The organism is Dyadobacter psychrotolerans, from assembly GCF_004349265.1.
Taxonomy (GTDB): domain Bacteria; phylum Bacteroidota; class Bacteroidia; order Cytophagales; family Spirosomataceae; genus Dyadobacter; species Dyadobacter psychrotolerans.
In genome coordinates, this window is sequence record NZ_SMFL01000011.1 from 228,017 (window position 1) to 250,249 (window position 22,233).

Annotated in this window: 21 protein-coding genes; 16 read left to right on the top strand and 5 right to left on the bottom strand. The window is 41.4% G+C overall.

Features of this window, described 5'->3' with window-relative positions; translation table 11 throughout:
* Nucleotides 1-27: 27 nt before the first annotated feature.
* From E0F88_RS25145 to E0F88_RS25165, 5 genes are all read left to right on the top strand, one after another.
* Nucleotides 28-357: an FtsB family cell division protein gene (locus E0F88_RS25145; protein ID WP_229213909.1), complete on the top strand. Its 330-nt coding sequence runs from the start codon at nt 28-30 to the stop codon at nt 355-357.
* A gap of 42 nt (nt 358-399) precedes the next feature.
* Nucleotides 400-909 (top strand): low molecular weight protein-tyrosine-phosphatase, encoded by a 510-nt coding sequence (locus tag E0F88_RS25150; protein WP_131961040.1) that lies wholly within the window; start codon nt 400-402, stop codon nt 907-909.
* A 54-nt stretch (nt 910-963) separates the two neighbouring features.
* On the top strand, nt 964-2,496 hold the full coding sequence (gene gpmI, locus E0F88_RS25155) for a 2,3-bisphosphoglycerate-independent phosphoglycerate mutase (protein ID WP_131961041.1): 1,533 nt from the start codon (nt 964-966) through the stop codon (nt 2,494-2,496).
* Nucleotides 2,497-2,594: 98 nt separating this feature from the next.
* Nucleotides 2,595-3,209, top strand: a complete 615-nt coding sequence (locus tag E0F88_RS25160) for a hypothetical protein (RefSeq protein WP_131961042.1) — start codon at nt 2,595-2,597, stop codon at nt 3,207-3,209.
* Between the two features lie 315 nt (nt 3,210-3,524).
* The gene (locus tag E0F88_RS25165; RefSeq protein ID WP_229213910.1) at nt 3,525-4,478 is read left to right on the top strand and encodes a DUF8428 domain-containing protein; all 954 of its coding nucleotides are present in this window, start codon (nt 3,525-3,527) and stop codon (nt 4,476-4,478) included.
* A gap of 85 nt (nt 4,479-4,563) precedes the next feature.
* Here E0F88_RS25165 and E0F88_RS25170 read toward each other — a convergent pair whose 3' ends face one another.
* The 4 genes from E0F88_RS25170 to E0F88_RS25185 all read right to left on the bottom strand — a co-directional run bounded on the left by E0F88_RS25170 (nt 4,564) and on the right by E0F88_RS25185 (nt 8,166).
* On the bottom strand, nt 4,564-5,454 hold the full coding sequence (locus E0F88_RS25170) for a polyphosphate kinase 2 family protein (protein WP_131961043.1): 891 nt from the start codon (nt 5,452-5,454) through the stop codon (nt 4,564-4,566).
* 40 nt (nt 5,455-5,494) lie between these two features.
* Nucleotides 5,495-6,070, bottom strand: coding sequence for a non-canonical purine NTP diphosphatase (locus tag E0F88_RS25175; protein WP_131961092.1), 576 nt, complete (start codon nt 6,068-6,070; stop codon nt 5,495-5,497).
* A gap of 93 nt (nt 6,071-6,163) precedes the next feature.
* On the bottom strand, nt 6,164-7,066 hold the full coding sequence (locus E0F88_RS25180; protein WP_131961044.1) for an FKBP-type peptidyl-prolyl cis-trans isomerase: 903 nt from the start codon (nt 7,064-7,066) through the stop codon (nt 6,164-6,166).
* 50 nt (nt 7,067-7,116) lie between these two features.
* Nucleotides 7,117-8,166, bottom strand: a complete 1,050-nt coding sequence (locus tag E0F88_RS25185; RefSeq protein WP_131961045.1) for a DHH family phosphoesterase — start codon at nt 8,164-8,166, stop codon at nt 7,117-7,119.
* 185 nt (nt 8,167-8,351) lie between these two features.
* On the opposite strand from E0F88_RS25185, the gene E0F88_RS25190 reads away from it, so the two are divergent.
* A complete protein-coding gene (locus E0F88_RS25190; RefSeq protein ID WP_131961046.1) occupies nt 8,352-8,771 on the top strand; it encodes a nucleoside-diphosphate kinase in 420 nt (139 codons plus the stop codon).
* A 73-nt stretch (nt 8,772-8,844) separates the two neighbouring features.
* Here the strand turns inward: E0F88_RS25190 and E0F88_RS25195 are convergent, their stop codons facing one another.
* Nucleotides 8,845-9,360, bottom strand: a complete 516-nt coding sequence (locus E0F88_RS25195) for a fasciclin domain-containing protein (protein ID WP_131961047.1) — start codon at nt 9,358-9,360, stop codon at nt 8,845-8,847.
* A gap of 94 nt (nt 9,361-9,454) precedes the next feature.
* On the opposite strand from E0F88_RS25195, the gene E0F88_RS25200 reads away from it, so the two are divergent.
* The 10 genes from E0F88_RS25200 to E0F88_RS25245 all read left to right on the top strand — a co-directional run bounded on the left by E0F88_RS25200 (nt 9,455) and on the right by E0F88_RS25245 (nt 22,204).
* Entirely contained in the window at nt 9,455-10,090 is a 636-nt protein-coding gene (locus E0F88_RS25200) for a 3-keto-disaccharide hydrolase (protein WP_131961048.1), read from the top strand.
* A 139-nt stretch (nt 10,091-10,229) separates the two neighbouring features.
* Nucleotides 10,230-12,389 (top strand): TonB-dependent receptor, encoded by a 2,160-nt coding sequence (locus tag E0F88_RS25205; protein WP_131961049.1) that lies wholly within the window; start codon nt 10,230-10,232, stop codon nt 12,387-12,389.
* A 30-nt stretch (nt 12,390-12,419) separates the two neighbouring features.
* Nucleotides 12,420-13,079 carry a hypothetical protein gene (locus E0F88_RS25210; RefSeq protein ID WP_131961050.1) on the top strand — a complete coding sequence of 220 codons (660 nt, stop codon included), beginning with the start codon at nt 12,420-12,422 and terminating at the stop codon, nt 13,077-13,079.
* Between the two features lie 18 nt (nt 13,080-13,097).
* A complete protein-coding gene (locus tag E0F88_RS25215) occupies nt 13,098-14,525 on the top strand; it encodes a histidine kinase (protein ID WP_131961051.1) in 1,428 nt (475 codons plus the stop codon).
* A 4-nt stretch (nt 14,526-14,529) separates the two neighbouring features.
* The gene (locus E0F88_RS25220) at nt 14,530-15,306 is read left to right on the top strand and encodes a LytR/AlgR family response regulator transcription factor (protein ID WP_131961052.1); all 777 of its coding nucleotides are present in this window, start codon (nt 14,530-14,532) and stop codon (nt 15,304-15,306) included.
* Between the two features lie 320 nt (nt 15,307-15,626).
* Nucleotides 15,627-16,379, top strand: coding sequence for an undecaprenyl pyrophosphate synthase (gene uppS, locus E0F88_RS25225; RefSeq protein WP_131961053.1), 753 nt, complete (start codon nt 15,627-15,629; stop codon nt 16,377-16,379).
* A 6-nt stretch (nt 16,380-16,385) separates the two neighbouring features.
* Nucleotides 16,386-18,977 (top strand): outer membrane protein assembly factor BamA, encoded by a 2,592-nt coding sequence (gene bamA / locus E0F88_RS25230; protein ID WP_131961054.1) that lies wholly within the window; start codon nt 16,386-16,388, stop codon nt 18,975-18,977.
* A 51-nt stretch (nt 18,978-19,028) separates the two neighbouring features.
* Nucleotides 19,029-19,655, top strand: coding sequence for an OmpH/Skp family outer membrane protein (locus E0F88_RS25235; protein ID WP_131961055.1), 627 nt, complete (start codon nt 19,029-19,031; stop codon nt 19,653-19,655).
* 11 nt (nt 19,656-19,666) lie between these two features.
* On the top strand, nt 19,667-20,317 hold the full coding sequence (locus E0F88_RS25240; RefSeq protein ID WP_131961056.1) for an OmpH/Skp family outer membrane protein: 651 nt from the start codon (nt 19,667-19,669) through the stop codon (nt 20,315-20,317).
* A 285-nt stretch (nt 20,318-20,602) separates the two neighbouring features.
* Nucleotides 20,603-22,204: a S8/S53 family peptidase gene (locus E0F88_RS25245; RefSeq protein WP_131961057.1), complete on the top strand. Its 1,602-nt coding sequence runs from the start codon at nt 20,603-20,605 to the stop codon at nt 22,202-22,204.
* Nucleotides 22,205-22,233: the final 29 nt, after the last annotated feature.

Here is a 22,233-nt window from a genome sequence, read left to right on the forward strand (position 1 = left end):
TAATGTTCCGGTTTTTTTGCTTTCATTATGTCAGACCTGAAAAATCATTGGGCAATTAAACCTTTCCGTAACTTTTTTACGGCAACCACACTGGCATGGTTTCTCTGGGTGCTTGTTCTCGACAACAATAACCTTCGGGTTGTTCTTTCAAACCGCATGAAGATGACGGCACTGGAAAAGGAAAAAAGTGTTTTGAAGGAAAAAATACGTCTGGTTAAAAAAGAACGCGACGAAGTGCAGGGAAATCCGCAAATGCTTGAGAAATGGGCAAGGGAGAAATATCTGATGCGTCGCCCTAATGAAGATGTCTATGTAATTGTAGACGAAAACAAAACGGTTGAAAGCGATAAAGAATAACTATTCTCTTTGCTGATAAATCCTCAGTTAATTAATCAAACCTTGATTCAGGTATTATTTGTCTGCTTGGGCAATATCTGCCGTTCACCCATAGCCGAAGGTGTTTTTAAAGAACTCGTAGCCCAAAAAGGATTGGAAGAAAGTATCCAATGTGATTCGGCCGGAACTGCGGCTTATCATGTGGGCAGCCTTCCCGATAAACGAATGAGAAAAGTCGCCTTGGGAAATGGCATCACGCTTACACACTGCGCCCGTCAGCTGGCTTACGAAGATTTCATAAACTACGATTACATTCTTGCAATGGACACTGCTAATTTCGAAAATATCAGGAAGGAAAGTTTTCGGGCTAATGGAGTGTATGCAGCGGATCAGCAGCTTATGCTGTACCGTATGTTCGATCCTGATCGGGAGAATGAGGTTATTGTCCCGGATCCCTATTATGGAGAAATATCAGATTTTGATGGTGTATACGCAATTGTAAAAAGATGTGGCACTTCTTTCCTGAATTTTTTGATCGAAAAGCATGATCTGGTTGTTAAAATCAGAGATTAAGTCGCAAATTTGTTTGTTAATATATCAGAACTGAGATACTAAACTTTAGATACATTGAACAAGAAAGTAATTCTTATCATCATGGACGGCTGGGGAATCGCTAAAATCGGCGAAGAAAACCGTTCTGCTGTGATAGCAGCAAACACTCCGTTTTACGACAGTATTTTACAAAAATATCCGCACAGCAAACTTGAAGCAAGCGGACTTGCCGTAGGTCTTCCCGATGGGCAGATGGGTAACTCTGAGGTGGGACATACCAACCTGGGAGCAGGAAGAGTCGTTTATCAGGATTTGGTAAAAATAAATCTTGCAGTTTCAGAAGGTACTTTGGGACAGGAAAAAGTGTTAACTGACGCACTTGATTATGCCAAAATAAACAATAAAAAGGTACATTTCATAGGCCTGGTTTCAGATGGCGGAGTGCATTCACACATCGATCATTTGAAGGGTTTATGTAAAATAGCATCAGATAGAGGTCTGGATAACGTTTTTGTTCATGCTTTTACAGACGGACGCGATTGTGACCCTAAAAGTGGTTTAGGTTTTCTTACAGAACTAACGGCGACGATGGCACAAACAACGGGCAAACTTGCCAGTGTTACAGGCCGTTATTATGCAATGGACCGTGACAAACGTTGGGAGCGGGTAAAGCTGGCTTATGACGCAATGGTGCATGGTGAAGGGAAACACGTGCCGACAAATGATGTTCTTAAAGCAGTTGAAGATTCTTATGAAGAAGGTGTAACGGATGAATTCATTATGCCAATCGTGGCGGTGAATGAAAACGGAGAGCCCTTAGCGGTTATTCAGGATGGCGATGTGGTTTTATGTTTCAATTTCCGTACAGACCGCGGGCGTGAAATAACTGAGGTGCTGACGCAGCAGGATTTTCATGAGCAGAACATGCATAAGCTCAATCTTCGCTATATCACGATGACCAATTATGACGATTCATTCAAAGGTGTAGATGTTATTTTTGATAAAGATAACCTCAACAATACATTGGGTGAAGTTTTGGAAGCAGCAGGAAAAAAACAGATTCGTATTGCTGAAACCGAAAAATACCCACACGTCACTTTCTTCTTTTCGGGAGGACGGGAAACGCCGTTTGAAGGAGAAAGCCGTTTGCTTTGCCCGTCACCAAAAGTTGCAACTTATGACCTTCAGCCTGAAATGTCCGCTTTCGGTATCCGTGATGCGATTGTTCCTGAACTGATTAAAGAAGAGGTAGATTTTGTTTGTCTCAACTTTGCCAATGCCGACATGGTGGGTCATACCGGTGTTTTCGAAGCAGCAGTAAAGGCATGTGAAACGGTAGATCAATGTGTTCAGGCCGTTGTAACAACTGGTCTTGAGCATGGTTATTCCTCCATTATCATTGCCGATCATGGTAATTCGGATTATATGTCAAATGATGACGGCTCGCCTAATACGGCTCACTCGCTGAATCTGGTTCCGTGTATTCTGGTAGACAATGAATATACCAATCCAATTCATGATGGTAAATTAGCGGATATGGCGCCGACTATCCTTGCTCTGATGGGTATTCCAAAACCTGAGGAAATGACAGGAAATAGCATATTGTAAACCATACATCCTATAATGGTGTTAATTTTGTCAGAGAGTCTTCACAGGCTCTCTGTTTTTTATTGCGGCAGTGTACCGCTAACCAGAGTTTACTTCCAATGTATCAAAGAAATAAAAAAGATTTGCAAAAGAGCTGGTTTAGATCCATTTCATTTATCATTCTTTGTCTGCCTTTCACGTTGCTTTCCTGTGACGACGCGGAGCACAAAAAAGACGATCAGGTTAAAAGCTTTTATGACGTCAGAGGTTTTGTTGAAGGCCAGATTATCCTGATGAATAACGAGCGACCAGAGGTATCCAAAACCGTAAGTATGGGAGATGAAAAAAATCAGGTCTCTGCCAAAGATGTGGATTGGAAAAAAGAACTGGAACTGTTTCTGCAGGCGGATATCAATAAGCCGGCTTACCGTCTGAGTTACACAACCCAAAAACCGGATTCTTTTACAACCATTTATGCTGTCAAACCAGGTGAGCAGCAACTTCCCGTTCATTATTTAAAGGTTATTGTAGATAGTATTAATCAAGCACCGACATGTATCAGCGCAGTTCTTAAATCCGAAAATAAGCTTTACCAGTCAGAGAAAAATATTGAACTGAATTGTGTAGTAAACAACACAGGTTCCAGAATTGTATCCTACAAAATAACCGGCTATCAAAAGCTTGCAACGATGGATAAGAACCCATTTGCTGTTAAAGCTGAGGTTCATTATTAGTCTGTTTTGCATTATTTGAAGCTGTATCCTTTCTCCATAAGTTGGGTAAAGATTCCGCAAAATTACTGGACAATCAGTATTGGTTTCGTATAGGTTTTACTTTTTCGTATTAAATATTAAAAAGCCCACGGCGTAATGCTGAGGGCTTTTTTGGTATTATTTGAATAAACTCTCAACCCCTTTTTAACAGATATTTTTGTAATCGGCACAGAAATGGTTCTTATGGTTATGAAGTCTAACCAAAACGTTTACAAGGCGGACGAAGTTTTGACCGCCGGTATGTAAAGCTAAATCAAACTATAAACGCGTTTATCAATGCAACAAGAACAACAAAAAAACAAGCAAAGCATAGCATGGGCAATGGTGGTTGTCCTGGGTCTAGCAACAGCCATGTTTGGCTATCTGTTCACTACTCAGAAAAGTGAATTAACACAACAGGAAAGCTTAGTAGTTCAAAAGGCACGAGAGCTGGCCACAACCAAAACAACATTAGATTCTATTTCGACGGTTTTAGATTCTAAGATCGCAGAAATTGAAAGATTAGGTGGAGACGTTTCGGAATTGACGAAAGTAAAGGAGCAGCTTGAAGCAGACAAACTTGCTTTCAGCAGAAGCAAAAAAGTAGAAACCGGAAAGTACCTTGCTAAGATCAAGGAATACGAAAAATTCCTTGTAGAGAAGGATGAGGTTATTGCCCAGCTTCGTCTGGAAAATGAACATCTGGTTGCTTCAAACGACTCATTAAGTACACACGTAGGTTCTCTTACAAGTGAAAGAGAAAGATTGGTACAACGTCAGGCTGAATTATCTGACTCTGTTGTAACATTCACAGCTGCAAACAAAGAACTTTCAGACAAAGTAAGCTTAGCCGCTTCATTAAAGGCAGCGAACCTGAAAGTGCTTACTGTCAATTCCCGTGGAAAAGTAAAAGATAAAGAGGAGTACAAAGCGAAAAAAGTTGACAAGCTTAAACTTACTTTCACCTTACCGGAAAACGCATTGACTGCACAGGAATCAAAAGACATTTATGTTCGGGTTCTTGATCCTCAGGGAGCAGTTGTAGCTGATGATGCTACCGGATCAGGTGAATTTGAAATCAACGGATCTCCATCGAAATTCACAGCACGTGAATCAGTGGCTTACCAGAACAATAACCAAAAAGTTGAAATGCTTTATGATAACGCGGCTCAATTCCGTCCTGGGAAATACAACGTTGAGCTTTACGCAGAAGGATACAAAATTGGTGGTACTAATTTCACCATCAAATAACATTGAATACCACACCATACATAAACTAAAAGGCGGCCGGCATCTATTGCCGGTCGCCTTTGTTTTGTCTAAACCGAATTTGAGATTATTTGGTATTTTGATTGTTGATTACATCTATAAAATGATGGAGCTCCGCGGTACGCTCGGGCCCTGAATCCGGATAGTTCATATCCATTTTCTTTAATTCTTCCACAATAATCTTTCCGACCGTAAGCCGGAGATTTTTCTTATCATCAGCAGGAACAACATACCAGGGCGCCTTTTTGGATGAGGTGGCATTGATGCAATCTTCGTAGGCTTTCATATACTCGTCCCATTGTTCCCTCACCTTCACATCCTGCTCTTCAAATTTCCAGTTTTTTGACGGATCTTCAATTCGTTCAATTAACCGCTCTGCCTGTTCTTCTTTCGAAACATTAAGGAAGAATTTGATTACCCTTATACCATTACGGTAAAGATATTTTTCAAGATTTTTAATATCCGAATATCTGTTTTTCCAAAGCTTATCCATGTCAGCAGTTAGCTCGACCGGTAATCGCTGGGAATTTTTTATGATTGACGGATCCACCTTGACGACCAATACTTCTTCGTAGTAACTACGGTTAAAAATTGTGATCGTCCCCCTATGAGGCAGTACCTGATTGGTTCTCCAAAGGAAATCGTGTCCCAGTTCTGTATCCGTTGGTCTTTTGAATGAATGTATTTTCACGCCTACGGGATTTACACCGGAAAGTACATGTTTGATCGTTCCATCCTTTCCCGCGGCATCCATAGCCTGAAAAATCACCAATAAGCCATACCGGTTGTGAGCATACATCATACTTTGCAATTCATCCAGCTCCTTTGCAGAATCTTCAAGCATCGTTTCGTATTCCTCCTTGTTTTCGTAAATGTCTTTTGAGCGTGTTTTCGCCTTTTTGATTTCAAACTTTTGCGTTCCATCTACGCGGTACTGATCAGAATTGAAACTTGACATGTGCTTATTGGTTTTGGTTCGAATTATAAGTGTAATGAATTTATAGATCTTTCAGAAAGTCCGTAAGTTTTGTAAAAGCTTTCGCACGATGGCTTAGTTTGCTTTTTTCGGCCAGGCTCATTTCGGCAAAAGTAAGGTCATGCCCATTTGGGATAAACACAGGGTCATAGCCAAAACCCTGCGCACCCCGTTTGTCAAAAATTATCGTGCCTTCAACGAGTCCTTCAAACTGATGATAAATCCCATCAACTACCAGCGTAATGACAGTTTTAAACCTAGCGTTATGGTCGGTAAAGACTTCTAACTTTTCCAAAAGAAGATTGATGTTATCATCTGAATTACGCTGCGGGCCTGCATATCTGGCAGAGAAAACACCCGGCTCACCGTTTAAAGCCGCAACTTCCAAACCGGTATCATCCGCAAAACAATTCACCTTATAATTATCCCAAACATATTCCGCCTTTTGTGATGAGTTTTCTGCGATGGTCTCGCGGGTTTCAGGAATATCATCAAAACATCCGATTTCATTTAATGTAGCGAGATCAAACTGGTCACCAAGTAATTCCTGGACCTCTTCCAGTTTATGAATATTATTGGTTGCAAAACAAAGCTTCATACGGTTCTTGTCGTTTTTAATAATCATGCATTTTAACAAAAAAACGGCTACTCTTGCGAAGCAGCCGTTCTATATTTTTACACCGGAAATGAATTATCGTGTTGGAGGACCAGCAGGTGCGCCCGGCTGAGGAGCCTGGCCTTTGCTGAAGTCGATCAGTTCCATTTCAAATTTCAATACAGAGTTACCTGGTATCGGACCGTAAGTCTCAGGACCGTAAGCAAGACCCGAAGGGATGATAAGTGTTCCTTTTCCGCCTTTTTTCATAAGCATCAATCCTTCTTCCCATCCTGGAATTACCATTCCTGCACCGATTGTCAGCTGAAGAGGTTCTTTGCCTTTGTTGCTGTCAAACTCTTTTCCATCCAAAAACTGACCTGAGTAAAACGCTTTTACGTTATCACCCTGTGTAGGATTTGGTCCTGCACCTTCAACTTCCGGAATGTAGTAAAGACCAGATGCAGTTTTTTGTGCTTTGCCTTTCAGATTGTTTTTTGCAAGGTAATCTTCGATGATTTTTGCATCAACAGTTTTTTGTTTCACGCCTGATTCTGACTGCTGTTTCTGGAATTCTTCCGAAGTAAGAACGCTCAAAACTTTAACAGTGAAAGTCAACTCTGAACCTTTTTTGATCATTGGAGGCAATGGCTGCATCATTTTAGCAAACAAAGTATCCGCATTGATCATGAATTTAGCACTATCACCGGTTGCCAGCATAGCCAAACCTTCTTCAAAACTTCCTTTGAACGGAGGAGCCTGAAGCACCATTTTCACAGGGGTTCCTTCTTTATAAGTATCGCGTAATGTAGAATCCGCACCGTTTTTCAGAACTAGATGGAATGACATGATGTCTCCCAGTTTCGCTTTTCTTGCATCATCGTCGTGATCAAACAGCTGGTATTTAAGACCATTTTCATTTACCTGCGTACGATATTTGTTGCAAGCGGCTGCGAGAATAGTTATGCCTACCGCATAACCGATTGTTTTAAGATTCATTGGATAGTAAATTAGAAAAAATATAAAGTTTAATGTTAATAATTCTGGTATTAATCAACGCGTAACAGCGTTTCCTGGTACGAAGGTAAGGCAGATAAAAATCTGTCAACCGTTTCATCTATCGACTGATCGGATCTTCCTCCTGATGCATTTTTATGACCGCCTCCGCTAAAATGAGTGCTGGCAAGATCCCGAACAGAAAAGCTGCCTACGGAGCGGAAGGATATTTTTACTTCTCCCTTTCTCTCGATAAAAAGTGCAGACATAACCACGTTCTCTACCTGCAGGCCGTAATTGACAATTCCCTCCGTTTCACCAGTGCTTGAATTAAACCTGATCAGTTCAGCTTCGGTAAGCACCATATATGCGGTACGATATTCCGGCAGCACGATTAATTTCTGGGAAAGTACATAACCAAGAAACTGCAATCTTGAAAGCGGCGCGTTATCATAGATCAGCCTGTGAACCCGACTGGCGTCAAAACCTGTAAGCATCAGATCCGCGACGGTCAGATGAACTTCAGATGTTACGTTTGAATGTCTGAAAGAACCGGTGTCTGTCATAATACCTGCATACAGGCATTCAGCCATTTGTCTGTCAAAAAGCGCTGTTACAGAAAGCTCTGGCTCCATTTTTCTGATAAGCCAATATACAAGCTGTGCTGTTGCCGCTGCGTTGGTATCCCAAACCATCCATTTGGCAAAATATTCCGGCTCAAGATGATGGTCAATCATCATTTTAATTGCTTTGGCATCCTGAACTACTTTTCCCAGATCCTTTAATCGGGAAAGCACAGAGAAGTCGAGACAGCAAATGATGGTAGCCTCTTCAATTTTTGTTTTACAAATCCTGTTATCACCACTTTTCTCGTAAACCAGCACATTTCCGATACCCGGCAGCCAGTTAAGATTGGCAGCATATTCTGTCGGACTGATTACGGTAACTTTATGTCCTTTTTTAAGCAAATAGCTGGCCCATCCCAGAGAAGATCCTAAAGCGTCAGCATCTGGATCCCTGTGCATTGTGATAATGACATTTTGAGGGGTGGAGAAAAAAGCTAAAAGCTCTTCAACGGTTTGATTTACAGTTGTTTGATTCAAAAGAAGGATCTGCCAAAGTTAAATGAAGCCACAAAATTAATAAAACTGTTGGGATTTGTTCAATCTTGATTACTAAAGGCTTAATCTCAGCCATGTTTTATTTGCCTTAACAAGGTTCCTCTAAGAATTGTAAAGGATATAATTGAAAAATAGTAAGTTTGCACCAAATAAATTTAGCAGATCGTATGCCAACGAATAGAACGTTCACAATGATTAAGCCTGATGCCGTACAAGACGGAAACTCAGGCTCTATTATTAAAATGATTGAGGAAGCCGGTTTCCGGATTGTTGCCTTGAAAAAAACTCAGCTGACTCCCGAGCGTGCCGGACAGTTTTATGCGGTGCATGCTGAGCGCCCTTTTTATAATGATTTGTGCAAATACATGTCATCAGGACAAATTGTTCCTATGATATTGGAAAAGGAAAACGCAGTTGCTGATTTCCGCACATTGATTGGTGCCACCAATCCTGCGAATGCGGATGAAGGTACAATTCGTAAATTGTTTGCAAAATCGATTGAAGCCAACGCGATCCACGGATCAGATTCGGACGAAAACGCAGAAATTGAAGGTAATTTCTTTTTTGGAGGATTGGAGCAGTTTTAGAAAATCCTTCTTTCAATAAAAAATGGCAGCATGGAATTTCCCATACTGCCATTTTTTATTTGTTATAAGCAGATTATTTGTCAGTCAAAACACGGTCCACGATGTGGATTACACCATTATCCGCGTTTATATTTTTCTGAACAATTACAGCCTTGTTAATCTTTATTGTGCTGTCACTGCCGGTCGATTTAACAATTAGCAGGTTGATACCATTTAAAGCAGCAAAATTGCCCGACTTTAATTCCTCTGTTCTATAAGGCTTATTCAGAATATGATTGTTAACAAAAGAAATCCCGGATTGTCTTGGCAGGGAAGTAATGGAACTGGCTGTGATCCCTGACTTTTTAAAGGCAGCGTCGTTTGGTGCAAACAATGTAAGTTCAGTTGCTCTAAGCGCATCTCCCATTTCAGTGCCGGCAATTATTTCTCTCAGGATACTAAACTGACTGTTTTCCAAAATAACGTCAGTGACCGTTTTAGGTTTTACTAAGTCTTTGTCATCCTCCTGGCAGGAAAATGCTATTCCTGAAAACAGTACTGTAACTAAAAAAAATGCCCAGTAACGGCCTACAAAATGGTTTTTTTTCATAGCTTTCGCATCGGTTAATTTCTGTAAAACTAATGTAAATTGTAGTTTGAAGGATTTTTATCCGAAAATTTTTAATCCTAATCCCAATATCATCATGTTAAAAGTGAAACAACTACTGGCGCTTTGTGCAGCCGTGTTATTCATTAATTCGGCCTTTCTGGTTATTGAGAGCCCCGTTTCCGATCAGAAAGCCAAACCGGTAAAATTGTTTAATGGCAAAGATCTGACTGGCTGGAAAATCAACGGTACTGAAAAATGGTACGTTGACAAAGGCGAGCTGATCTGTGAAAGCGGGCCCGATAAACAGTATGGCTATCTGACAACGGATAAGTTTTACAAAAATTTTGACCTGTCCCTGAAATTCAAACAGGAAGCAAACGGAAACAGCGGTGTATTTTTCCGGTCAACGGTTGATGGTACCAAGGTTTCGGGCTGGCAGGTAGAAGTTGCTCCGCCAAATCACGATACAGGTGGCGTTTACGAGTCTTATGGCCGGGGATGGCTTGTTCAGATCGAAGATGCAAAGGAAGGCTTTCTTAAAATGGGGGAATGGAATACACTTCGGATTCGTGTGGTTGATGACAAAGTACAAACCTGGCTGAATGGAAATCCGATGGTCGATTTCACAGATGCTAAAATCGGTGCGGCTGACGGCTCCATTGCGTTGCAAATTCACGACGGAGGCGGAATTAAAGTCCGCTGGAAAGATATCGTCGTTCAGCAACTGTAAAAAGCTGATCGGGGATGTGAAATTTCACACCGGTTTTACATAAGTTCATTCGGCTGAACTTTGCGGTTCGTCGGAAATAGATTACAGAAAAGCTTCTTGGGTAATAGGTTTGTGTCAACAATCACAAATACTGTTAGCCATGAAGCTTTTTTATTTTATTCTATTTTTAATCGCTGCCCCGGCTTACTCCCAGATTTTAATTACCGGCAAGGTTACAGATAAAAAAGGCGGTGCACTCCCGGGCGCTAACGTATTTCTCAAAGGAACTTACGACGGAACCACAACGGACGCAACCGGCTCCTTTAGTTTTAGAACAGATGCAAAAGATACAGCCCGTATTTCAGTAAGTTTTGTTGGTTACGAAACCTTTGAGAAAAAAATCAGCCTTCTTGAAAACGAGATCAGTTTAACTATAAAACTGGAAGAATCTGCAAGTGAGCTGAATACGGTTATCATTACGGCCGGAGCTTTTGAAGCATCGGATGAAAAAAGAATGGCTCTTCTGAAACCACTTGATATTGTAACCACGGCAGGCGCAGCAGCTGACATTACCGGAGCCATCCAGTTTTTACCCGGTGCGCAAAGGGTGGGAGAGCAGGAAGGACTTTTTGTAAGAGGAGGTTCGGGTCAGGAAACAAAAGTGGTTATAGACGGGATGATCGTTCAAAACCCGTTTTTCAGTTCTCTTCCGGATGTACAGCAGCGGGGACGTTTCAATCCTTTTATGTTTAAAGGAACTTCATTTAGTACAGGTGGATACTCCGCACAGTACGGACAGGCGCTTTCTTCTGTTCTTTTGCTAAATACTACGGACAAGGCTGCCAACAACGGATTGGGTATAAGTTTAAATCTTGCCAATGCAGGAGTGAATTATGACTATGCCGGTAAAAATCAGTCTGTATCAGCAGTTGCTTATTATGGCAACCTGAGACCGCTTTTTGCTTTGGTAAAACAAAATGTGGACTGGCAGCACGCACCGGAATTCAAGGGGTCCAGCCTGACATATCGTTTAAAAACGGGCAAAAAGGGTTTGCTGAAAGTTTACGGAATGTATTCGGATAGCGATTTAAGTATGAACTCCCGAAATCCGGCAAGCGAGTCGGGAAAGATGAGGCTAGATTTACATAACCGGAATGCTTTTACCACCAGCACTTATACCGACAGCTGGAAAGAAGGCCGCTGGGCTTTGAATTCAGGTTTGTCTTACAGCCGCAACCAGGATAACATGTCGTTTGACGGAGCTGATTTTGACCGGTTTGACGAAAGAACACAGGTCAGGGCTGTTATTACCCGCCTGCTCTCCGGCAATAATTCAGTTCTTTTTGGCGCGGAGGCGCATGTTATTCATCTTCAAAATACAACAAATGGAAAGCTATATGATTTGAATGACCAATATTCCGCTGCCTTTGCAGAAACTGAAATCTATATTACAAGACAGCTCGCAGGAAGGATCGGCTTACGGGGGGAATATTCTTCTTTATTAAACCGATTTAATGCGGCTCCAAGATTGTCTTTTGCGTACAAAACCGGCAAGTATAGCCAGGTTTCTCTTGCGGCAGGTCAGTTTTATCAAAATCCGGATTACCGTTACTTGTATCAAAATAAAAATCTCAATTACGAACGGGCTGATCACGTCATCTTTAATTATCAGATTATCAAAAATCAGCGGACATTCAGAATTGAGACTTTTTACAAAAATTATGCACAGCTGGTACGTGAATTTACCGGGCAGCCTTTCGACGCAGACCCTTATCGCTTTCCCTGGGGTAAAACAAATAATGGTGGAAATGGTTACGCAAAGGGGTTTGACTTTTTCTGGCGTGATCAGAAATCCATAAAAAACTTTGATTACTGGGTGACTTACAGTTATGTCGATTCCAAAAGGTTATTTCAACAATTTGATCAGTCGGCGAGCCCAACCTTCATTTCCAATCACAATGCCAGTCTGATTACAAAAAAGTGGTTTGAAAAAATACAGACCAGTTTTAATATGACTTACGCTTTCACCAGCAGAAGGCCCTATTACAACCCCAACAATAAAAGTTTTCTGGCTGACCAGACGCCAGCGGTGCATAATTTGAGTATTCAGGCAAGCAAGCTGCAAACCATCGGCGGAAACCTTGTGATTTTCTATGCCTCAGTTGATAATATTTTGAATACCAAAAATGTCTTTACCTACCGCTACACCCCGGATGGGAAAACAAGGTATGCCGTAGGGCCGCAGAGTTACCGCAGCTTTTTTGTGGGCATGCAGATCATGTTGTCAAAAAAAGCAAAAGTTACCAAAGACGATCTTTAATTAATCAATTCACCTTTAACATTTTTTACCATGAAGAAGACATCATTTTTTACTCTGTTTGTTTTCCTGCTTTGCTGCAAAGTTTTTGCCCAAAATGAAAAGTATGTTCAGGCTATGACGGCCACATTAAAAGACATGAACGCTATTGACAGATCGAAACCAGGCACGGCCGCATTGCAGGAAATCGCCAACCGTTTTGAACGCATTGCTACAGCAGAACAGAAGGAATGGCTGCCAAGGTATCATGCTGCTTATTGTTATGTACAAATGAGTTTGATGGGAGGGACCGTTCTGGAGAAGGACCAGTATCTTGACAAAGCGGAAGCTTTTTTGAAACAGGCTGAAACAATTTTAGGGAAAACGAGCGACGAAACGGCGGTTCTGCGGGCCAACTTATCTCAAATGCGCCTGGCAGCAGATGGAATGAACCGCTGGCAATCGGAAGGGCCGAAATTTGCACAATTTATTGAAGAAGCAAAAAAGCTAAATCCTGAAAATCCCAGAATCTATTATCTGGAAGGGTCGGGCCTGTTTTTTACACCTGAGCAGTTTGGCGGAGGTAAAAAGATAGCAAAACCGGTTCTTGAAAAAGCATTGGAAAAATTCTCTACCTTCAAACCTGAGTCGGCAATTCATCCGAACTGGGGGAAAATGGAAACCGAATGGATGCTTTCTCAGGGTAATCAATAAGAAGAACGGAAATTCAATATGAATGAGAAAACGGTAAACCCTTTAAAGATGACGGCTTCATCATTTGATGGACGGGATTTTAGTAATATGAATCTCGAAAATGCAGATTTTAGTTTTTCCAGTCTGAGAGGGACCAATTTTGACGGCGCCAATCTTAAAAATGCAAAGATTCGTTTTTCTTCACTGGACCAAACTACTTTTAAGAACACCGATTTGCGTAATGCCGATCTGAGTTTCAGCAGCCTTACAGATGTGGATTTAACCGGTGCCAATGTAGAAGGAGCGAATTTTAGTTTTACGTCTCAAGACAGAACCTTCGAGTGGAAAGATTTCAGCCTGATCGGTTTGATCCAAAACCAGGGGTGGCTTGGAACTACAATTGCGGTAACACTTGGAGCTATTATTCTTTACGGAATTAACGCAATCGTCTATTTTACTGCTGAAATTTACTTTACATCGGAACCTGTCCGGATTAAATTATATCAATTCCTGATTCTTCAGAATGTAGCAGCGGGTGTTGTTACTATTCTGATTACACAGTCTTTTTCCGGCTGGCTTGATACGCTGATTAAAAGAATTGCACTCCGGCATCTGGCATTAACTGTGATTGTATTTGTTGTGAATAATTTTCTCAGTATCGGAATCTTCCTGTTATTCGCAACGAATGTTTTGAAAGACTATCGTGAACGTTATCCCACCGAATCGGCACAAGATGCACCCTGGTATTGGTATATGTGGGGACCTATTCTTGTCGCTAACGTATTTTACTTTTTAAGCAGACAGGGAAAACAGATTTCACGAAAAATATCCGATCAGGAATATCAACTGCTGAATCTTGAAAAACTAAAAACAAGAGCAGAGCTGGATGCATTGCAGGCCAGGATCAATCCGCATTTTTTATATAATGCACTTAACAGCATTGCAAGTCTTGTTCACGAAAATCCGGATAAAGCCGAGGAAATGACCTTGCTGCTTTCCAAACTTTTCAGGTATACAACAGGACGCAACACGGAGGATTACTTTGATACGATCCGAAATGAACTGGAAATGGTGCAGACCTATCTGATGGTCGAAAAAGTGCGTTTTGCGGAAAGGTTAAGGTTTACTGTGGAAGTAACGGACGCATCACTTAACGATTTGTTTGTTCCCAAGTTTATACTCCAGCCGATTGTCGAAAACGCCATCAAACACGGAATTTCTAAAATGGCGGATCAGGGTGAAATTGTTGTCAGAATTTATGAAAAAGACGTCTGGCTACATTTATGTGTTCATGACAACGGACCGCTTTTTCCGGAATCTATGGGTGCTGGGTATGGGATCCGCAGTATTCAGGACAAATTGAAATTGCTTTACGGAGAGGATGCCAAGGTCGAACTGCACAACGAACCACAGAAATCGGTAAATATCGCCATCAAAAAAACTGCTATTGACCAACATAAGAAATAGGACCATGAACTTCCCTCTTAAAACGATATTGATTGACGACGAACCGCTTGCCCTGAGCCGGCTGCGACGGTTACTTTTAAAATACCCCGAAACCTTTTTGATCGTGGCGGAAGCGCAGAATGGTGGCGAAGGACTGATTGAAATCGACAGGCACCGGCCCGATCTGATTTTTCTGGATATTGAAATGCCGCTTCTGAATGGATTTGAAATGTTGTCTAAGCTGACAAGGATGCCACTGGTGGTATTTTCCACCGCTTATGACCAGTATGCAATTCGTGCCTTTGAAGAAAATTCTGTTGATTATTTATTAAAACCCGTTGAAAATGAACGTCTGCTCAAGACGATAGAGAAACTTCGGAATATTACAACCGTGTCTAGTTCTAACGGAAGTAATCCATACTCAGATAATTTACTTAAACTGCTGGAGGAGATGAAACCGAAGAAAGAGATTTTCTCCCTGTCCGTAAAATCAGGGGACCGTATTTTACTAATTCCGCTGACAGATATCACCCATTTTGAGGCCGATGAAAAATACGTTTTCCTGAATACACTCGACGGACAAAAATATCTTTTGAACTACACGCTGACTTCTCTCGAAGAAAAATTGCCCAATCACTATCTTCGGATCAGCCGTGCCGGAATTGTCAACTCACACCACATAAAGGAGATACAGAAGCATTTCAACGGCAAGTTCACAATCCTGATGCGCGACAGAAAAGCTTCCCAGCTTTCCAGCGGAAGTACTTACGGTGAAGTTATACGCCATCTTCTTGATAATTAAACAGATTGCGATATTCTGCTGCGTTGTAAATATAGATTTTGAAGACGCCATACTTATTCCTAAATTGCGCCCCTATTAAAAATATGCATATAAATTTCGGGAGTTAATGCGCTGTTTATCAGAATGTTTGACGCAGATATTGGTATTTTTGTAGCTGGAAGAAATCAATTACCGACACAAAAGCATCCATATCTGCGTATCTGTTTATGACAAAGCGGATGCCCTGGAGGCCCGAAAAGAAAATATTTCGGCGAAATTTTGTTTTATATGCATGCAGGGTTCATTTGTTTTGTTAAAAAAGGTTAAAGAGTTCAAAAACAATGAAGGAACTCATTGATGCAGGCAATCTGCCGAAGCACATAGCCGTTATCATGGACGGTAACGGGAGATGGGCTCAAAACCAGGGAGCGGCGCGTATTTTCGGACATCGAAATGCGATTAAAGCTGTAAGGGAAGTTACGGAAGGTTGTGCTGAATTAGGCATATCTTACCTCACCCTCTATGCATTCTCCACAGAAAACTGGGCCCGCCCGGAATATGAAGTGCGTGCATTGATGGAGCTGTTGGTTCAGTCTATCAGTAACGAATTGCCGACTATGATGAAAAACAATGTCCGGCTGGATACAATTGGTAACACAAAAAGCTTGCCAGGTAGTTGCCAGAGAACATTAACTGAAGCAATTGAAGCAACCAAGGATAATACGGGGCTCAATTTAATTTTGGCTTTGGGTTACAGCGGAAAGTGGGACATCGTACAGGCCGTGAAAAAGCTTGCAGAAGATGTTCAAAACGGGGTTCTGAATCCACAGGAAATCAGTGAGGACGCACTTGCAGCCAATCTGGCAACGGGCAGCAGACCGGAAGTTGACCTGATGTTAAGAACAGGAGGCGATCATCGAATCAGTAATTTCCTGTTATGGCAGATGGCCTATGCTGAATTATATTTTTATGAAAATCTATTTTGGCCTGACTTCAGAAAAGAACATCTCTATCAGGCAATAATGGCTTACCAAAATACAGAACGTCGTTTTGGTAAAACAGGTGAACAAGTAAAAGCGAATAGTGCTAAGTAGAACAATATGAACCTCGTGAAAAATTTGATTAGATCATTAGCACATCGTAATGGTATTTTAACAGTTATGCTTCTTTGCTGGGTTTTCCAGGCAGGCGCACAGCGTGTTGGTCTGGGCGGTGCAACACCCAAGCCTGCTTCTACCGGAATAGTTTTCGATCCCGCAGATCCTAAAAAATATACAATTGCAGAAGTAACAGTGTCGGGAACACAATTTCTCGATCCTAATTCCATGATTTCTATTTCTGGCTTAAAAGCCGGAGATGCCATAACGATTCCCGGAACGGCCGGTCCGTCTGCGGTGAGAAGAATGATGGACTTTGGAACGCTGGATGACGTTGAAATTATAGCGACCAAAGTTGAGGGAGATAAAGTTTGGCTGAACATTAATATCAAGGAGCGTCCAAGACTTTACAAAGTGTCATTTTCCGGTATTCGTAAAGGTGAAAGGGAAACACTTAATGACAAAGTAAAACTAATCAAAGGCCGGGTAATTACGCCTACGGTGATTAAGAACACCCAGTTGGTGATCAAAAAATATTACATGGATAAAGGTTTTTACAATACTAAGGTTAAGGTATTGCAAATTCCGGATTCTACCCGTGGGCAGGCTACGCTTAACTTTACTATTACAAAAGGTAAAAAGGTAAAGATCGACAACATTGATATAGAAGGCAACACGGCGGTTAGTGATCGTACACTTAAAAAGAAAATGAAAGGTACGAAGCAAAAAATGCTGGGACGACTTTTCAACCCGTCGAAGTATATTCCTAAAAAGTACGATGAGGATAAGGAAAAGCTGATTGCATATTATCGTAAAAACGGTTACCGTGACGCGACTATTGAATATGACTCCATTCAAAACAATGGGGAAACGATCAGTATTCACATGAAGGTGGATGAAGGTGTAAAGTATTATTACCGGGACATTACCTGGTCGGGAAATTACCTGCATTCGTCGGCGGTGTTGGGCAACATCCTAGGTGTTAAAAAAGGAGACGTGTACAATCCGGACGAGCTTGAAAAGAAGATTAACGGAATACCAGGTCAGGATGTAAGTTCAAAATATATGGATGACGGTTATCTGTATTTCCGTATCGATCCAACCGAAAAGGCTGTTGAAGGCGATTCTATCGATATTGAACTGCGTATGTTTGAAGGAAAGCAGGCAACCATCAACCGGATACTTCTGAATGGTAACAGCAAAACAAGTGACCGCGTGGTACTTCGCGAGCTTTTCACGCTGCCGGGACAGAAATTTAGTAAAACAGAGATTATCAATACCCAGCGCCAGTTATCGCAAATGGGATACTTTGACCCTGAAAAAATTCAGATCAATCCAATTCCAAATGCATCGGACGGTACCGTTGATATCGAATATACCGTTGAGGAAAAACCATCTGATCAGATCGAGCTATCCGGTGGATGGGGCGGATACATTGGTTTCGTTGGAACACTCGGTCTTGTGTTTAATAACTTCTCGCTCAAAAATATACCAAACCGCGAAACATGGAGACCGCTTCCTTCCGGTGACGGACAGAAATTGTCTTTAAGATTTCAGGCAAACGGAAAGCAGTATCAAACCTATTCCATGTCGTTCAGCGAACCTTGGCTTGGGGGTAAAAAGCCAATCAATTTCGGGGTTTCTTTGCAGCGTACCGTTTACCGGATGACTGATTACAGCTCTATTTATGGAATTGGCTCAGGTTCAGGTGCATCGGGAATCAATTACCGCGGAGGTTACTTCAACAACGGGATTACCGTATCGCTTGGACGTCGTTTGAAGGAACCGGACAGATATCTTGTTATGACGCACGCTTTGTCGTACCAGCGTTACAGATTGGATAGCCTTGATATTTTCCGGATTGGTTACAGTACCGGAAATTCAAATAACCTTTCTTTCAATACAACCATTTCGAGAAATACGCTTAGTGATAACCAGTTTCCAAGGTTCGGTAGCAACATCTCTTTAAGTGCTACTTTCACCCCGCCATATTCTTCTTTGAGAAAAAAGGAGTTTACTGACAAAACGGATACGTATCGTTGGGTTGAATATCACAAATGGATGTTTGACATGAGTTATTATGCGACCATTACCGGAAAACTTGTTTTAAGCGCAAGGACGCACATGGGTTATCTTGGTTCGTATAACAAAAGTTTAGGCTATAGTCCGTTTGGCCGGTTTATCGTGGGTGGATCCGGACTTGCGGGTCAGGGATCGTTCTCACTCGCAGATCAGGATATTATCGGTCTTCGTGGTTATGAAGATCAAAAAGTTGGTCCATTGGCACAAAACGGATTTCCTGCTTCCGGCGGTGGTATTGTTTACAATAAATATGTGATGGAACTTCGCTATCCTGTTTCATTGAATCCGCAAGCAACGATTTTTGTGCTTGGGTTTGCCGAAGGAGGTAATAACTGGGGGACTTACAAAGAGTTTAATCCGTTTGATTTGAAAAGGTCGGCCGGGGTAGGTGCACGTATTTTCATGCCTGCCTTTGGTTTGCTGGGTATCGACTGGGGATATGGATTTGATAAAATTCAGGGTAAAACCAGTGGAGCGCAGTTTCACTTTACGATCGGACAACAGATCAGATAATATAATTGGGTGATTATCGTTAAAAGGGTTGCAAATTATTACCCCTATCCCATGAAGAAGTTTTTAATTTTACTAGTTTTGTCTTCTGCTTCAATATCGTCCGGCTGGGCTCAAAAGTTTGGCTACACCGATATGGAATATATAACCAGTAAAATGCCTGATTATCAGTTAGCACAAACGGAAATGAAGAAGTTTTCCGAAAAATGGGCCAAAGAAATTCAGGATAAATACGGAGAGATTGACCGCATGCAAAGGACCTATATGGCCGAAGAAGTGTTGCTTACGGAAGAGCTTAAGAGAAAAAGACAAAACGAAATAAAAGAGAAAGAGCTTGAGGCGAGGGAGTACAACAGCAAGATATTTGGCATGGAAGGGTTGCTTTTTCAAAAGAAAAAGGAATTGATGAAACCAGTGATGGAAAAGGTTCAGAGAGCAGTAACCAAAGTTTGCGCCCAGCGAAGGCTTGACATGCTGTTTGATAAATCAAGTGAATCGGGTTTGATCTATACCAATCCAAAACATGATTACTCTGATTATGTAATTGAAGAATTAGGCATAGACTTAAAACCTGCCAAAAATGCTTTACCAAAAGAAAAGATAGGTGTTGTGGATACAAATCCTACAACACCGCCAGTGACCTCACCAAAACAAAAAAGTACAACCAGTAAACTTAAATAAGTAAAAAAGCAATGAAACAAAAATTGATAGTGTTTATGGTCTTAATGACCATTATCAGTGCCCCTCTGTTCGCTCAAACAACTCCTGCAGCAAGCCTGACAAAAATCGGTTATACCAATGTTGACTATGTCATTGGAAAACTGCCTGAAAGCAAAAAAATGCAGAATGAGCTTGAAGTTCAAAAAGCCCAGTTAGACAAGTCTTTGGGTGAACTTTACAAAGATGCACAGGAAAAATACGAAGCTTACCAGAAAAACGGCGCGAACATGACCGAGGTCATCCGTGCAGATAAAGAAAAAGAATTGCAGGGATTGCAGACTCGTATTCAGGAAATGCAAACCAGTGCTCAAACTTCTTTGCAAAACAAACAGCAGCAACTGCTTGAGCCTATTCTTGCGAAAGTAAATACGGCTATCCAGGAAGTTGGTAAAGAAAACGGATTTCTTTATATCCTGAACATGGATGCGGGTGCAAATACAACACCGATTATCCTTTATGCAGGTTCGGAAGATATGGCTGTAACAAACCTTATTCTTCGTAAACTAGGTGTTGATCCTGACAAAATTGAAGCAGCTCCTGCTGCTAAACCAGCAACGACGCCAGCAACTACGCCTGCTAAACCAGCTGCAACAACTCCAGCTGCTACGCCTAAGAAAAAGTAATTTTAAGTCAATAGGTTTACGGCCGGAGGGAAGTCCTTATCAGACTTCTCTCCGGTTTTTTATGTTAAATTTGAGGCTGTGCTGATTTAATAGGATATATTTACAGAATGAATTTTGCATTCTGACGGTTATTTTAAAATACAGAACCTCCTTTTCTGATGATTAAAAAACTGTTCTGTTTCTCAAATCGCAGGTATTCAGGGCCGGAACTATACGGTTTTTATTAATTTTGCGTTAAGATCAATGTGTTATTTACCCCTTAGAATTAATTATATTTCCGGCGTTATGATTTTAAAAAATATTTACAAAATATTGTTGGTCCTGACAGTCGTTTTATCAATTTCAAAAGTTTATGGACAGGATAATACCAGATCCTCCGGCCCTGCTCCGTTACAGATTTTATTTCCTAAAGAAGCGGACTGGAATGTGCTGGATGAAGGGAAAGAAATCAACTTTCATCTTCAGACGAAAGGCGGTAAAGGGGATTCTGTCAGATATAATATAGTCAGCGGTCTTGCCAAAGATATGAAGTTTGATTCCCTTGGTCACTTTGTGTGGACTCCCGGATATGACGTAGCAGACCGTATTAATACCACCAAATATTTCCCTGTTGTCTTCGAAGCGCAGACCGCGTCGGGAGAGAATGCTTCAAGAGAAGTTGTTTTTAAGGTAATGCACATCAACCGTCCGCCGGTTGTGGATGATCTGAAACCATTTTACGTACAGTACAAAACGCAAAACACTTATCAGATAGACATGAATTCTGTTCGGGATCCGGATGGAGACCCGGTGGTGTTTATTCCTATTTTGGATGGAGGTATGCCTGAGGCTATGAAACTGACTGCGGGAGGGGAAGTTATATGGGAGCCGTCGATCCAGCAGTTCACTATTCTGAAAAAGGAACCGCGATATATGGAATTCTATGTGGAAGACCAGCCATCCAAAGCACGCACAAAGGGAAAGCTTAGACTCGAAATTACGCAGATGGACCTGGCTCCTGATTTTACAATTGTTCCTCAAAAGACAGTTGTCAAAAGCCCTGAAAATAATCGTATCAATCTTCGGTTTGCCCTATCGGATCCAAATGGTGAGGATGACATTTCAACCTTTAACTTCATCTCGGAGAACAAAAATGTTCCGAAAGAAGCTTTGGTAAAAAATGCCCCGACGAGTTATGAGTTTATCTGGGAACCAGGTTATGACTTTGTGAAAGATCCCTTTGATACCCTGGCTTTTAATATTACCTTTTATGTAATGGATAAAGCACAGAACAAAAGGGAGAAGACGATCAGGTTCGTAATTAAAAATACCGTGGATGAATCCCAGCGGGATGCTTATGTTTACGGTCTATATAAAGGGGCTCTTGTTAATGCCTGGGGTTTACTGGAACAGATGCAGGAAAAGGAATCATACCTTAAACGAGCTTATGCCAAAGCAAAAAAAGGTAAACGCGGTCGTTCTCTTTTAAATGCTTCTTTGGGAGCAACAACAGGGTTAGCACCACAATTTACGCAAAGTGATCCCAAAACAAGAGGTTATATTACGACGATTGGTGGTACAACCGTCGCAACAGTTGGGACTCTTGAAGCAACTGAGGTGATTGGCAAATCTACAAATGGTCTGCTTGAACGTTTTAATTATGTACTGCAAAAGAAAAACGAGCTTCAAAATAAAGGGGATGTATTTGCTAGAGAGTATGCGCAGAAATCGGCCAGAAGAATGCCGGAATTCATACGGAAACTTGACGAGTTCAAATCATTGATGAACCTGAGCGGGCTGGTAGCTCTTGAACTGGATGCCAACTGGGAAAATAAACGGGAAGCAACTGACGCTTCTATCAAAAAAGCCTTCAAAGACTTTATGCCTTTTTCCAAAGATGAGAACTAGGAATTGAAAAATATAAAAAACAAAAAAGA

Excerpts from the sequence above, each read along its gene's own strand:
- E0F88_RS25145 (WP_229213909.1), top strand. The coding sequence starts at position 28 with ATGTCAGACCTGAAAAATCATTGGGCAATTAAACCTTTCCGTAACTTT.
- E0F88_RS25235 (WP_131961055.1), top strand. The coding sequence starts at position 19,029 with ATGAAGAAGTTTTTAATTTTACTAGTTTTGTCTTCTGCTTCAATATCG.
- E0F88_RS25205 (WP_131961049.1), top strand. The coding sequence starts at position 10,230 with ATGAAGCTTTTTTATTTTATTCTATTTTTAATCGCTGCCCCGGCTTAC.
- bamA (WP_131961054.1), top strand. The coding sequence starts at position 16,386 with ATGAACCTCGTGAAAAATTTGATTAGATCATTAGCACATCGTAATGGT.
- E0F88_RS25160 (WP_131961042.1), top strand. The coding sequence starts at position 2,595 with ATGTATCAAAGAAATAAAAAAGATTTGCAAAAGAGCTGGTTTAGATCC.
- E0F88_RS25245 (WP_131961057.1), top strand. The coding sequence starts at position 20,603 with ATGATTTTAAAAAATATTTACAAAATATTGTTGGTCCTGACAGTCGTT.
- E0F88_RS25175 (WP_131961092.1), bottom strand. The coding sequence starts at position 6,070 with ATGAAGCTTTGTTTTGCAACCAATAATATTCATAAACTGGAAGAGGTC.
- E0F88_RS25200 (WP_131961048.1), top strand. The coding sequence starts at position 9,455 with ATGTTAAAAGTGAAACAACTACTGGCGCTTTGTGCAGCCGTGTTATTC.
- E0F88_RS25180 (WP_131961044.1), bottom strand. The coding sequence starts at position 7,066 with ATGAATCTTAAAACAATCGGTTATGCGGTAGGCATAACTATTCTCGCA.
- E0F88_RS25190 (WP_131961046.1), top strand. The coding sequence starts at position 8,352 with ATGCCAACGAATAGAACGTTCACAATGATTAAGCCTGATGCCGTACAA.
- E0F88_RS25215 (WP_131961051.1), top strand. The coding sequence starts at position 13,098 with ATGAATGAGAAAACGGTAAACCCTTTAAAGATGACGGCTTCATCATTT.
- E0F88_RS25170 (WP_131961043.1), bottom strand. The coding sequence starts at position 5,454 with ATGTCAAGTTTCAATTCTGATCAGTACCGCGTAGATGGAACGCAAAAG.
- E0F88_RS25165 (WP_229213910.1), top strand. The coding sequence starts at position 3,525 with ATGCAACAAGAACAACAAAAAAACAAGCAAAGCATAGCATGGGCAATG.
- uppS (WP_131961053.1), top strand. The coding sequence starts at position 15,627 with ATGAAGGAACTCATTGATGCAGGCAATCTGCCGAAGCACATAGCCGTT.
- E0F88_RS25240 (WP_131961056.1), top strand. The coding sequence starts at position 19,667 with ATGAAACAAAAATTGATAGTGTTTATGGTCTTAATGACCATTATCAGT.
- E0F88_RS25220 (WP_131961052.1), top strand. The coding sequence starts at position 14,530 with ATGAACTTCCCTCTTAAAACGATATTGATTGACGACGAACCGCTTGCC.
- E0F88_RS25195 (WP_131961047.1), bottom strand. The coding sequence starts at position 9,360 with ATGAAAAAAAACCATTTTGTAGGCCGTTACTGGGCATTTTTTTTAGTT.
- E0F88_RS25210 (WP_131961050.1), top strand. The coding sequence starts at position 12,420 with ATGAAGAAGACATCATTTTTTACTCTGTTTGTTTTCCTGCTTTGCTGC.